This window comes from Lunatimonas salinarum (assembly GCF_017811155.1).
GTDB lineage: Bacteria > Bacteroidota > Bacteroidia > Cytophagales > Cyclobacteriaceae > Lunatimonas > Lunatimonas salinarum.
Window position 1 is genome coordinate 65,783 of the sequence record NZ_JACVCV010000009.1, and the last position, 12,580, is coordinate 78,362.

Below are 12,580 nucleotides of genomic sequence, written 5' to 3' on the forward strand. Positions count from 1 at the left end.
GACTTGAAGTAAACAGATCTCCATGGAATTTTACCAACGCGAACTCCGATTGCCGCCTTTTTCGAGGGGCTTTCACCTGATAACCGATCAGATTGTGGATAACTTTCCCGAAATCAAAAACCTGAAGCAGGGAACCCTACAGGTCTTTATCCAACATACCTCCGCCGGGCTGACGATCAATGAAAATGCAGACCCCACCGTCCGGAAAGACTTCAACCGCTTCACCGATGACTTGGTACCGGAGAGCTACCCTCATTTTATCCACACCTACGAGGGCCCTGATGATATGCCTGCACACATTAAAAGCAGCATTTTTGGATGTTCCGTACAAATTCCCATTACAGCAGGGCGATTGAACCTCGGGACTTGGCAGGGCATCTACCTAGGCGAGTTTAGGGATCATGGTGGAAGTCGCCGGCTGGTGCTATCTGCTTTCGGCAAGCCATAGGGCCCAAAACCCCTGCTTCACATGTCCTTGAACCGATTTCTGGGCAGTTTTCCACAAAATTATCCACAGCAAACCAACGGCATGGGGAGCTTAAAAAATGGAAATCCCCACTAAAACCCACAACGCGAGGCGAAGCCTTCTTCCATCACCAACAATACCCTGTCTCGGCTTGCCGATTCGGTTGATTTAGGCGTAAAGCGGCGTCTTTGGGCAGGAATTGTATCGCCTATTAGGTCGTAAATCCCAGATGCCGGATCAAACCAATACGCCTTAATCTTTATGGCCTGCAAGGTTCCGAGCTTTGCGTCAATGGGTTTTCCCTCCGGCGTATAGGCTATCGCAAATAGACACTTTTCATCCACCATAGCTACCCGGTACCCCCCGGTCGGCCAATTAATGCCTCCCAAAAATCCCTGATTGGGTTGAAGTCGCTGCCAGGGAAGCCGCTCAAAAAAGGTCCGCATATACCCCATCTGTGAAGCTCCGGGAAACTGCATAGCTGCCGCCCAAGAGCGATCGGCACGGTGTTGGGGTTCACGACCTGCTGCATGCATCTGCCAGATTTCGTTGCAACCGTAGGTATGGCCCGCAGCACCGCTGAGCATGCTCCAATAGGCTGCGCGCCGCACATCGAAATCATCCAAGCGATGCTTTTGCCATTTATTCAAGAAGTTGGGAATATTTTCATAACCAGGCTCGCCGTCAATAATGGGTCGGGGAGGGCTTGATTTGAGTGCTTTGCGCACATACCGGTATTCTTTGCACCCCTTCATGTGCAGGGACTGAAACATATCAATCTGCAACCAGGCTTCCTTTCCATAGATCAGACTGGAAATATGGCCGCCTTTGGGATGCATGGTCATCAGCTGGGGAGCTCCTCCGGCCCGAATTCCCGCTGACATCTGGCAAACGATATCATAGTCCTCTTGGTCTGCGGGCAACCGGTCTCCGCCCATTACCCATACAATATTTGGCACCTCTCTGTACCGCCGACCCAGAAACTCTCCGTACTGAAAAGCATTTTCCGGTGTGAAGATTTCCGGGCCCACTCCCCAAGCCTTGTTGTACTTGTCCCCCCAAGTAGGCAAAAGCCCGATGTAGATACCCCTTTGAGCGGCTTCTGCCAGCACAAAATCCACAAAGGCAAAGTAGGGCTCATTGGGCCGCGTGGGTTCCAAGTCGTGCAAGGGCAAATCACCTTGCGCGTTGGGTACAGTCAGCCCTTCGAGTTCGGCAAGAATTACCGCCTGAACTACCGTAAAACCTTTGTTGACCCGGTCATCCAAGTATTGGGTTACCTCTTGCTTATTCAAGCGGTGAAACAGTTCCCAAGCGGTATCTCCCAACCAAAAAAATGGCGCACCCACTGAGGTAACCAAGTGGCGCTTGGTAGAAGCAATCTGTAAAAGGGGCATTTTTCGTTCCATAGGTCTACATTGTAAAGATCAAGCAGTCCCTCAAAATAACAAAGGCCCAAAACAAATCCCAACACGCCAATTCCAAGCCTCAGTTCTGACGCTCAAACGCCGCCTTTGCCCCATCCAAAAATTCTATAAAACGGGGAATGGACGTGTCGTAAGCCCTTGGCTTTGCCAAAGGTACTTCCTCGTGGTCCAAGATCACGTAATAAGGCTGGGCGTTGTTATCAAAACGCGTGATCTGAAAATCAGCATTCTGTTTGCCTATGGTCTTTTTTACTTTGCCATCGTAGCTGGATGTATACCACTGTGATTCTGGCAACTCGAAGCGTTCGTCAATGTAAAGGGCTACGATCACAAAGTCCTCTTTCAGGCGCTTAAGGACTGCCGGATCGGACCAAACCCGCGCTTCCATTTCCCGGCAATTTACACAGCCGTGACCGGTAAAATCAATAAACAATGGCTTGTTCTGTCGCCTTGCGGCAGCGAGTGCCTGATCGTAATCGAAGTATCCTTGAATCCCATGGGGAAAGTGCAGAAAATCGGCGTACTTGGGTACCTCGTCTAGCCTATTCGTGTCGGTTCCTCCACCTTGTCTAGAGTAGCTTACCAGATCAAAATCGTGGGAAGACATCGGTGGCAGGTAACCGCTTAGGGCCTTAAGCGGTGCGCCCCACATCCCTGGAATCAGGTAAACTACAAACACAAAGGTGGCAATAGCGAGCATCAGCCGGGGGACGCCGAGGTACTCCATCGGACTGTCGTGACGCAGTCGGATTTTTCCAAGTAGGTAAAGACCCAACAAGAAGAAGATGACTATCCAGATGGCGAGGTAGACCTCCCTATCCAATAGGCCCCAGTGATAAACCTGATCGGCAATGCTAAGGAACTTGAATGCAAGGGCAAGTTCCAAAAATCCCAACACTACTTTCACCGAGTTTAGCCAACCCCCTGACTTGGGGAGCGAGTTTAACCACTCCGGGAAGATGGCAAACAGCGTAAACGGAAGTGCAAAAGCCAGTGAAAACGCAAACATCCCCGCAATGGGCTTGAGCAGTTCCCCGCCAGCAGAGCTAATCAATATGGAGCCTACAATGGGGCCGGTGCAGCTAAAGGATACCAACACCAACGTGAAGGCCATGAAAAAAATGCCTGTTAAGCCTCCTTTGTCTGCCTTAGCATCTATTTTATTCACAAAACCAGTAGGAAGATTGATCTCGAACAGTCCTAAAAACGCAAAGGCAAAGAAAATAAAGACGAGCGTAAAGAAAATATTCGGAATCCAATGGGTACTGAGCCAATTGGCAAATTCGGGCCCTTGGATGGCAGCGACGGCGGTACCTGCAATGGTATAAATGGCAATAATAGAAAATCCGTAAATAAACGCATTTCGAATACTGGCTACTTTGGATTTTCCTCTTCCCGTAAAAAACGTGACGGTCATCGGGATCATCGGGAACACGCAGGGAGTCAGCAATGCTGCCAATCCTGCCAAAAATGCCACCACCATAAACCCAAGAAGTGATTGTTTTTCCTCCTCCTCTTCGGGCAGAAAAGCACTAAAGCCACTTTCCTGATCTTCGGAACCATTCGCCTGCAGTGCAGCTGCATCGATGACAATTTCAAAGTCCTCGTCGTAACCGATGCATTGATGGGTTACGTCAGAACACATCTGATACTCTACCGTACCCTTCAACACGCCCACTTTACCCTTTATCAGCAATGTCTGTCGGTATTCACCCTGCTTGTCGAAGTAATTCACGTCGCCCTCCCAGACCTCGTCGTATTTGGTTTTGTGGTCAAGCGCCCGCAGCGGACCTTGTAAAGTCACGTTTTCGTTTGCTTCCAGTTTTAGGATGGTCAGTAGTGGCCCTAAATCCTCATCGAATTCGTTGGTGTAAACGTACCAGCCATTGGGGATGCTAACTTTTAAAATCAACTCCACTTCCTGCCCCGGCTCCATTTCTGTGGAAGACAGGGAAATATCCCAATCCGGCGGAGCGATCACCTGGGCAGAGGCGCCAAAAGAAACCAATAGGGCAAAAGCGATAGTATAGAAATACGATGTCCAGCTATTCATCAGGTGTACCTTCAAAACGTTTTATGATCTATATAGAAAGAAGGGTGGGCGGCCATTAGTTCCCCCCACCCCAATATTCACCTCTTGTGTAACCTCAGTCACATTAGCCTTTTGGGTGCAACCTTGCAAAATGTTGGAAAAACAATGCGATGGTTTCGATTCCCATGAAATAGTTTTTTACCCCATAATGTTCGTTTGGGGAGTGAATAGCGTCCGTATCTAGACCAAAACCCATAAGGATGGGGTCCAGTCCCAAAGCCTGCTGAAAGAGGCTGGTGATCGGTATAGAGCCCCCTTCCCGAGTAGGGATTGCCTGCTTGCCAAAAGCCTCCTGAATGGCTGCTTCTGCAGCATGGTATCCCACGGAGTCGGTGGGTACCACGGCGGCCTGACCCCCGTGATGGGGAACTACCTTGACCTTAACCGATGCAGGTGCGATGGCCTTCAGGTGATCCTCAAACAGGCTGGCAATCTCTTTGTGATCCTGATTGGGCACTAACCTCATGGATATTTTGGCATAGGCCTTGGAAGGCAGGACGGTTTTTGCGCCCTCTCCAGTATAACCGCCCCAAATGCCGTTTACGTCCAGTGTGGGTCTGATGCCGACACGCTCTATGGTAGTATAGCCCTTTTCTCCCCAAACTTCCGCTATTGCCAGTTTTCGTTTGTAATCGTCTTCGTCAAAAGGAGCCTTATTGAGCTGATCCCTATAGGTCTCGCTGTAGGTTTCTACTCGATCATAAAAACCGGGAATGGTGATCCGGTTTTCATCGTCGTGCAGTGAAGCGATCATTTTACACAGGATATTGATGGGATTTGCCACAGCACCGCCATACGTTCCGCTATGCAGGTCCCTGTTGGGCCCTGTCACCTCCACCTGCATGTAGGCAAGGCCCCGTAAACCTACCGTCACCGATGGCGTATCCATGGATATCATACTGGTATCGGAGATCAACACCACATCGGCCCGAAGTTTCTCTTTATTTTGCTGTACAAAAAGGTCTAGGTTCTCCGATCCTACTTCTTCCTCTCCTTCGATCATAAATTTCACATTGCAGGCCAACTCACCGGATGCCAACATGGCCTCAAAGGCTTTAACGTGCATGTAAAACTGTCCCTTGTCGTCGGCCGAACCCCTTGCAAAGATCGCCCCTTCAGGGTGCTCCTCTGTCTGCTTGATGACCGGATCAAATGGAGGCGAATCCCACAACTCGTATGGATCAGCTGGCTGCACATCGTAGTGTCCATACACCAAAACCGTGGGCGCAGATGGGTCGATGACTTTCTCTCCGTATACAATAGGATAGCCTGCCGTCGGGCAGATTTCCGCCCGGTCCACACCTGCTCTTTCCAAGCTGTTCTTCACGAAGTCAGCGGCTCGGAATACATCTTCCTTGAATTTAGGGTCTGCACTGACGGAGGGTATCCGCAACAGATCCAGAAGTTCATTCAAAAATCGGTCTTTATGGGAGGCAATAAACGCGTTTACAGACATATCATTGGCAGTTGTTAAGACTCCAAAAATACGGCATTTTGGCCAAATGCAACGGTTTATCTGAATTTTACCACTTTGCCGTGATTCTTGGACGTCATGTGTTGTGGTATGGCATTGGTAATTTCTTGGTATAACAGCTCTACCTGCTTTTTCTTCAGGTAATTTCTGGTAAGGATTAAACTAACCTCTCTGACCGGCTGCTCACCATCAAATGGGCGAACCCGGGATTTTTCTTCTTCGGAAAGGCCCAAGGTTGCTAACTCAGGCAAAAGCGTGATCCCGTCGTATTTGTTGACCAGATTTTTTAGACCTTCCAGAGATCCACTTTCGTATTGGAAATTCATGCGCTGAAACTTGGAGGGTTCGCACAGCGAAAGCACCTGATCCCGAAAGCAATGGCCCTGCTGCAATACCCAAAGGTCTTCTCCCAAAATGTCTACAATGCGCACCTTATCTTTCTGCAACTGCCGGTGATTTACGGACAAGTACGCGTAAAACTTTTCATAAAAAATAGGCTTTTCTAAGATACCAGATTCACCTAAGGGGGTTACTACAATCCCGATGTCAAGCTCGTCACTTTTCAGCCTTTTTAGTATATCCTCCGTCACCAATTCCTGCACCTGAAGCTTCACGTTGGGGTACTTCCTGATAAAACCCTTGATAAACAGCGGCAAAAGGTAAGGTGCCAATGTAGGAATGATTCCCAACTTCAGCAGGCCTCCCACTTCCCCCTTCAGCTGCGCGACAGTTTCTAATATGCCTTTGCTCTCAGCCACTACCCTCCTGGCTTGCGCAATCAAAATCTCTCCGGTCTCAGTAGGTATGACCGGCATCTTGGAACGATCAAAAAATATCACACCCAGCTCCTTTTCCAGCTTACTCACCTGTGCGCTTAGGGTAGGTTGGGTGACAAAGCAGGCCTCGGCAGCCTGGCCAAAATGTCGGTACCTGTCTACAGCTATGATGTATTCTAACTGTTGGATGGTCATGGCGTAGCGATTTTTTTTCCTGGATGGGATCAGATACCTAATACGCACACAAAGATAAAATTGTTTTTTTCTTTTTATTTAGATTTGATTTAAATAATGATTAATTTTGTTTCGTGATTTGTCTTAGGCTGACATCATTCCCGGTAAGCGATGGTTTAGGGAGGGGTTGGTTTGGTGACGTGGGCTTACGGTCAATTGTTTGTTCATTTTGGGGCAAATTCAGGATACTAAACGCTATATTTTATCATCAAATGAAGAAACTGATTCAACACATTTTATTTGCCGGCTTGGTGGGTACGCTTATTTCTTGTGGCGGAAATAGCGAGGAGGTTGTGAATGTATACACCCACCGCCATTACGAGGCAGACCAACAATTATTTGATAAGTTCACTGAGCAGACAGGCATAAAAGTGAACGTAGTCAGCGCAAGCGCAGATGAGCTGATTCAAAAGCTGGAACTGGAAGGACAGGGCTCACCGGCTGACGTGCTGATTACCGTGGACGCAGGCCGCCTGCATCGGGCACAGGAAAAGGAATTGCTGCAGGCAACCGATTCAAAGGTATTGAACGAAAACATACCGGCCAAATTCCGAGAGCCTAGCGGCTATTGGTTTGGACTTACCTACCGCGCCAGGATATTGGCCTACCACAAGGAGCGTGTAGATCCGGCCGAATTGGAAAGCTATGAAGGTCTGGCGGACGAAAAATGGAAAGGCAGGGTATTGACCCGTTCCTCAGAAAACATTTATAACCAATCCCTGTTGGCTTCTATCATTGCGGCACACGGAGAAGCTGGTGCTCAGGAATGGGCGGCCAACCTATTGGCGAATATGGCTCGCAGTCCGAAGGGGTCGGATAGAGACCAGGTAAAAGCCGTAGCTGCCGGCGAAGGTGATGTTGCCATCGTAAACAGCTACTATATCGGCATCATGTTAAATGATTCCAACCCAGAGGAAGTCAAGGCGGCCGAGCAAGTTGGTATTTTCTTCCCAAACCAAGCTGACCGGGGGACCCATATCAATATTTCCGGAGCGGGCGTGACACGATATGCTCCCAATCAGGAAAATGCGATCAAGCTAATTGAGTTTTTAAGTAGCGAGGAGTCGCAGCGTTTACTCGCAAATATCAACTACGAATATCCGGTAAACCCCAAGGTAGAGAAGTCCCCCTTATTGCAGTCATGGGGAGATTTCAAATCTGACGAAATCAATCTGGCACTGTTGGGACAAAACAACCGAAGCGCAGTCATGATCTTCGATCAGGTGGGGTGGAAATAATCCGAACGAAAATCTAGTAATGGTTCTGGGACGTGAAAGGCTTCGGCCCAGAACCATTTCATCACCTGAATCTACCTTGCATACCTACAGACAAAATTATTACTGGTGGAACTACTGGATTCTGGGCTCCATATTGATACTTTTGCTGATAGCCACGCCGCTGCTGACTATCTTTGTCAAGATCTTTGAACCTCCCGGAAGTACCTGGACCCATCTATCCGAAACCCTGCTGTTCGGTTATTTTAAGAATACGCTACTGATTCTGGCAGGCGTTGCCAGCTGCACATTTTTGATGGGGGTAAGTTGTGCTTGGCTCCTTACCAATTATGAATTTCCCGGACGGAAATACTTCGAATGGCTGCTGATATTGCCCTTGGGATTCCCAGGCTACATCATGGCATATACGTATGTGGGATTGCTGGACTACTCCGGTCCCATTCAAACCTTTTTTCGCAACTCTTTAGATATCCAGGTCACCGGGAGCCTGATTGATTTGATGAATATCCCCGGTGCGATTTTCATCCTTTCTATCACCCTGTTCCCCTACGTTTTCCTACTGACACGGGCTTCTTTCCTACAGCAATCCAAAACGTTGCAAGAGGCCTCTTACCTGTTGGGAAAGGGAAATTTTCATACCTTCATAAGGGTAGCATTGCCGATGGCCCGGCCGGCCATTGTTGGTGGAATCGCCTTGGCCTCCATGGAGGTATTAAACGACTACGGCACCGTCAAATACTTCGGCGTAAATACCTTTACTACCGGCATTTTTCGGGCATGGTTTTCTATGGGCGACGTCTCCACCGCCATTTATTTAGCGGCTATTCTTATGACCATGGTGTTTCTCATTCTGTTTGTAGAAAGCCTACAGCGGGGAAACCGGCGGTTTGCACAAGGAAATGGCATGAATAAGCCTCTAGTAAGGCTACGTGCCAGGGGGTTTCAGAAATGGGCATTTATGTCCATCTGCTTGTTGGTATTCATGGTTAGCTTCTTCATCCCCCTTTTACAGATCATTCACTGGGTATACCTTACCCATGCCAAGGTGATGGATTGGAATTTTTTGTTGTTGGTATTTCGTAGCTTCAGCCTAGCGACAGGTGCCGGCACGATCATCGCAATACTTTCCGTAATCCTTCTTTACAGCCTACGCTTGAGCCCCTTTAAGTGGCTGAAAAACATCACCCGGATATCCACTTTGGGCTATGCAATCCCTGGGGCGGTGATAGCAGTAGGTATCATGATCCCCCTTATTGCCATGGATCATTGGATCATCGACCAATTGGCCTCCAATCGCACCGGTCTGGTGATTTCAGGAACACTCTTCGCCTTGGTTTTTGCCTACGTGGTGCGGTTTATGGCAGTAGGATATAACCCAATCGACTCGGGTTTTCAAAAGATTGGAATACACGTCAACGAAGCCAGCAGGCTATTGGGCAAGGGGACGGCAAAGACCCTATGGAAAGTGGATCTTCCCCTGATCAAGACCAGCCTGGTCAGCGGCATATTACTGGTCTTTGTGGATGTTTTAAAAGAATTACCCTTAACTTTGATCCTTCGTCCGTTCAACTATCATACCTTGGCAACCAAAGCCTTTGATATGGCTACCAACGAAATGATAGCAGAATCGGCAAATGCTTCACTGATCATCATCCTGACGGGTATTGTTCCCATCATTTTCCTTAACAGGCTGATCAGAAGCAAAAACATCTAAGGAAAAGAGGGCTATTCTGAATGACCATATTAGAGCTTCATCGCGTTCATAAGAAATATTTACAAACCGAGCAGTTCGCTGTAAACGATGTCTCCTTCCAGGTGAGAAAGGGAGAGATTGTTTCGTTAGTTGGTGAGAGTGGATCCGGAAAAACCACCTTGCTCCGCTTGATAGCCGGCCTGGAGCATCCGGATAGCGGATACATCTCCCTGGAAGGGCAAAAAATTGTAGAAGGCAAGATGTCTGTCCCTGCGAACAAACGAAATGTGGGCATGGTCTTCCAAGATTACGCCCTGTTTCCGCACCTGTCTCTGCTGGATAATGTGAAATTCGGCCTGAAAGGCAAGGTAGCAGATCCCGACAAATTGGCTAAGGACACGCTGGCACTGGTAGGCCTGACCGAAAACTTCAAAAAATATCCCCATCAGCTTTCCGGAGGGCAGCAGCAACGCGTTGCCTTGGCAAGAGCCATCGCGCCAAGTCCGTCCATTCTCTTGATGGATGAGCCTTTTAGTAACCTGGATACCATTCTAAAAGACCAAGTACGGGAAGAGATCCGGCAGATAATCAAAAACACCGGTGTGACGGCCATCTTTGTCACCCACGATACCCGGGACGCCCTGTCCACCTCTGACCGGGTTGCCATCCTACATAAAGGTTACCTTCAACAGATCGATACCCCCAGAAACTTGTACGAGTTCCCCGTAAACGGATACGTGGCCAATTTTTTTGGGAAACGAAACGAGCTGCTGGCCACACCTACAAAGGAAGGCTTCTACTCTGGCTTTGGGTTTATTCCAGACGAACGCTCCAAATTATTCAACAGTCAAGTACGGTTGTGCTTTCGGCCGGAAAATGTGCGGGTGGAGAAAAACGAAAAACAACCCATGTCCGGGAAGTTGGTGAAAAGCACCTACTTTGGCGACCATCAACTGCTGAAAATCCAAGACGAAGAAGGAAAAACGATCAAGGCACGTACCCATACCAGCCGTATATACGAAATAAATGCAGTTATCTTTTTCACTGTCAAACAGTTTCAAGTAGAAGAAATCTGACCATGTCTGTTCGTGCCAGGTATCTGCGCAGCAAACTTCCAGCTACTTCGTTTCCTGACCTGCCTCTTTACATTGTTAAAATATTTTCCTACATTCAGTCATCTATCCCATTAAACCAAGGGCGTAATGATGACAAAATTCCCGTACCAAGCTGTTGCCTGTTTTCTGATCATGCTTATGCTGAGTATACAGGCCTGTAATCCAAACCGACCACAAGATCTCTCAGAAACAGGCTCTCCAGCCTTCGAACCAAATCCCAAGGTAGTGGCTGAAAAAGCCATCGCCACGCTAAAGCCTGGAGACCAAGCGCCGGATTTTGACCTACCGGGCATCGATGGCAGAAACTATTCCCTAGCCGATTTTGATGGGGATGTCCTCGTCATCAACTTCACCTGCAACCATTGCCCCACCGCACAGGCCTATGAGGAGCGGTTTAACAAGCTGGTGGCAGACTATGGCGACAAAGGCGTAGATTTTTTGGCCATTTCTCCCAATAGCCCCATCGCCGTACTGCCCGAGGAACTGGGCTACACCGACCTGAATGACGACTTCGAGGCCATGAAAATCCGGGCCAAAGACATGGACTACCGCTTTCCCTACCTTTACGATGGGGACGAGCACCATTTTTCTACCCTGTACGGTCCAACGGCAACTCCGCATGTGTTTGTCTTTGACAAAAACCGCAAACTCACCTATCAGGGCCGAATAGATGCCTCCGAAAAACCGGGCACCGGCCAGTCGGAGGATTTGGTGTATGCCATTGAGCAGACACTGGCAGGTGAGGCGCTTCCTGCCGACCGGGCCGTCACTCCCGCCTTTGGCTGTTCTATTAAATGGGCCTGGAAAAACGAATGGACCATCAAGGTAAACGAAGACTGGAAAAAGAAAGCGGTAACCTTGGAAAAGCTTAACCTCGATGAACTAAGCGCGCTGCTACAAAACCCCAGCGATAACCTACTGCTGGTCAACTTCTGGGCTACCTGGTGTGGTCCCTGCATTGTCGAATATCCCGAGTTTATTGAAATTCAACGCATGTACGGCGACCGTGATTTTGAATTTGCCTCGGTGAGTCTGGACAATCCGGAGGCTTTTGACAAGGCATTGAAATTCCTCAAAAACAAGTACTCCGCGACAAATAATTACTTGGTTGACAACGATGATAAGTATGCCATCATCGATGTGGTGAAGAATGACTGGGACGGCAGCCTGCCCTTGACGCTGTTGATCGAACCCGGCGGAAAGGTGTATGAACGAATTCCCGGCACCATCGACCCACTGGATCTGAAGCGGAAAATCGTCGATCACCCGATGATGGGAAGGTATTATTGATTTTTTTCTAGAGAAACGGTGACCTAATAATTGTTTTGCCAACCTTCGTTTTCCCAAATTCAACTTTAAGTAAGTCTATAATAGCCAGCTCGATCTGAAATCACCATGCGTACACATGTGTCAAATATTACGAGACGGAGTTAAAGCTAATTTAATCGATAAAAAAATCGGAGACTGAAATTTTTTTTCAGTCATGGCAGATATTTTTGTCAAACCTTAATCCATGTTTAACTTAAATCAACCGTTGTATGAGAGAGCTTAGTTCAATTGAAATGGAGAGCTTGTTGGGAGGTACAAGAACCACCAATAATTGTTCAAATGTTGGTAATGCCATAGCCACTGCAGGAATGATATTGGGAGGCCTTAGCTTAGCACTTGGTCCCGTCGGCTGGATTGCCGTTGCAAGTTTTGCAGTCGGATACGGTGGTGTATTGGCCTGCCAACTTGGATATGCCTAAACTAAATTAGAAATGACAAATTTAAGTAGAACACTCGCATCCATTTGTGTTATCCTAGTCGGATTATCGATCTATTTAGTTGTGATAAATGAGATATCGATAATCTTATTCAGTTTCGTTTCGGTTTCATTGACGCTATCTGCTGTTCACTTTTTTAGAAAAGCGATCAAGACCTAACATGTCTTCTGGCATACATCCGCTCCTTCCAAGTCAGAAGGGGCGGTTTTGTTTCTATACCAACTGTAGAAATAAAAATCATTACTTCGTATTGAGGCCCCCGCAATGTCCATTCTTGTTTGATACAAAAAATATCAGAGAAG

The 12,580-nt window shown here is 48.0% G+C and carries 10 protein-coding genes; 6 read left to right on the forward strand and 4 right to left on the reverse strand.

Annotated elements, in window-relative coordinates; all coding sequences use genetic code 11:
* Window positions 1-22: 22 nt before the first annotated feature.
* Window positions 23-448, forward strand: a complete 426-nt coding sequence (locus IAQ59_RS12435) for a secondary thiamine-phosphate synthase enzyme YjbQ (protein WP_209331143.1) — start codon at window positions 23-25, stop codon at window positions 446-448.
* Window positions 449-558: 110 nt separating this feature from the next.
* Here IAQ59_RS12435 and IAQ59_RS12440 read toward each other — a convergent pair whose 3' ends face one another.
* From IAQ59_RS12440 to IAQ59_RS12455, 4 genes are all read right to left on the reverse strand, one after another.
* Complete coding sequence (locus IAQ59_RS12440) at window positions 559-1,875, reverse strand: glycoside hydrolase family 140 protein (RefSeq protein WP_245189577.1); 1,317 nt, start codon at window positions 1,873-1,875, stop codon at window positions 559-561.
* Window positions 1,876-1,954: 79 nt separating this feature from the next.
* Window positions 1,955-3,946 (reverse strand): protein-disulfide reductase DsbD family protein, encoded by a 1,992-nt coding sequence (locus IAQ59_RS12445; RefSeq protein ID WP_209331144.1) that lies wholly within the window; start codon window positions 3,944-3,946, stop codon window positions 1,955-1,957.
* A gap of 103 nt (window positions 3,947-4,049) precedes the next feature.
* Complete coding sequence (locus tag IAQ59_RS12450; RefSeq protein ID WP_209331145.1) at window positions 4,050-5,441, reverse strand: dipeptidase; 1,392 nt, start codon at window positions 5,439-5,441, stop codon at window positions 4,050-4,052.
* Between the two features lie 56 nt (window positions 5,442-5,497).
* Window positions 5,498-6,430, reverse strand: coding sequence for a hydrogen peroxide-inducible genes activator (locus tag IAQ59_RS12455; protein WP_209331146.1), 933 nt, complete (start codon window positions 6,428-6,430; stop codon window positions 5,498-5,500).
* A gap of 251 nt (window positions 6,431-6,681) precedes the next feature.
* Here IAQ59_RS12455 and IAQ59_RS12460 point away from each other — a divergent pair, with 251 nt between their 5' ends.
* The 5 genes from IAQ59_RS12460 (at window position 6,682) to IAQ59_RS12480 (ending at window position 12,260) form a co-directional block, all read left to right on the forward strand.
* Window positions 6,682-7,707 (forward strand): Fe(3+) ABC transporter substrate-binding protein, encoded by a 1,026-nt coding sequence (locus IAQ59_RS12460; protein ID WP_209331147.1) that lies wholly within the window; start codon window positions 6,682-6,684, stop codon window positions 7,705-7,707.
* Window positions 7,708-7,726: 19 nt separating this feature from the next.
* Window positions 7,727-9,418 carry an ABC transporter permease gene (locus tag IAQ59_RS12465; protein WP_245189578.1) on the forward strand — a complete coding sequence of 564 codons (1,692 nt, stop codon included), beginning with the start codon at window positions 7,727-7,729 and terminating at the stop codon, window positions 9,416-9,418.
* A 20-nt stretch (window positions 9,419-9,438) separates the two neighbouring features.
* Window positions 9,439-10,473: an ABC transporter ATP-binding protein gene (locus IAQ59_RS12470; protein WP_209331148.1), complete on the forward strand. Its 1,035-nt coding sequence runs from the start codon at window positions 9,439-9,441 to the stop codon at window positions 10,471-10,473.
* Window positions 10,474-10,599: 126 nt separating this feature from the next.
* On the forward strand, window positions 10,600-11,802 hold the full coding sequence (locus IAQ59_RS12475) for a redoxin domain-containing protein (protein ID WP_245189579.1): 1,203 nt from the start codon (window positions 10,600-10,602) through the stop codon (window positions 11,800-11,802).
* A gap of 248 nt (window positions 11,803-12,050) precedes the next feature.
* The gene (locus tag IAQ59_RS12480; protein WP_209331149.1) at window positions 12,051-12,260 is read left to right on the forward strand and encodes a hypothetical protein; all 210 of its coding nucleotides are present in this window, start codon (window positions 12,051-12,053) and stop codon (window positions 12,258-12,260) included.
* Window positions 12,261-12,580: the final 320 nt, after the last annotated feature.

Coding starts and splice junctions, on each gene's coding strand:
- IAQ59_RS12435 (WP_209331143.1), top strand. CDS start 23: ATGGAATTTTACCAACGCGAACTCCGATTGCCGCCTTTTTCGAGGGGC.
- IAQ59_RS12440 (WP_245189577.1), bottom strand. CDS start 1,875: ATGGAACGAAAAATGCCCCTTTTACAGATTGCTTCTACCAAGCGCCAC.
- IAQ59_RS12445 (WP_209331144.1), bottom strand. CDS start 3,946: ATGAATAGCTGGACATCGTATTTCTATACTATCGCTTTTGCCCTATTG.
- IAQ59_RS12450 (WP_209331145.1), bottom strand. CDS start 5,441: ATGTCTGTAAACGCGTTTATTGCCTCCCATAAAGACCGATTTTTGAAT.
- IAQ59_RS12455 (WP_209331146.1), bottom strand. CDS start 6,430: ATGACCATCCAACAGTTAGAATACATCATAGCTGTAGACAGGTACCGA.
- IAQ59_RS12460 (WP_209331147.1), top strand. CDS start 6,682: ATGAAGAAACTGATTCAACACATTTTATTTGCCGGCTTGGTGGGTACG.
- IAQ59_RS12465 (WP_245189578.1), top strand. CDS start 7,727: ATGGTTCTGGGACGTGAAAGGCTTCGGCCCAGAACCATTTCATCACCT.
- IAQ59_RS12470 (WP_209331148.1), top strand. CDS start 9,439: ATGACCATATTAGAGCTTCATCGCGTTCATAAGAAATATTTACAAACC.
- IAQ59_RS12475 (WP_245189579.1), top strand. CDS start 10,600: ATGATGACAAAATTCCCGTACCAAGCTGTTGCCTGTTTTCTGATCATG.
- IAQ59_RS12480 (WP_209331149.1), top strand. CDS start 12,051: ATGAGAGAGCTTAGTTCAATTGAAATGGAGAGCTTGTTGGGAGGTACA.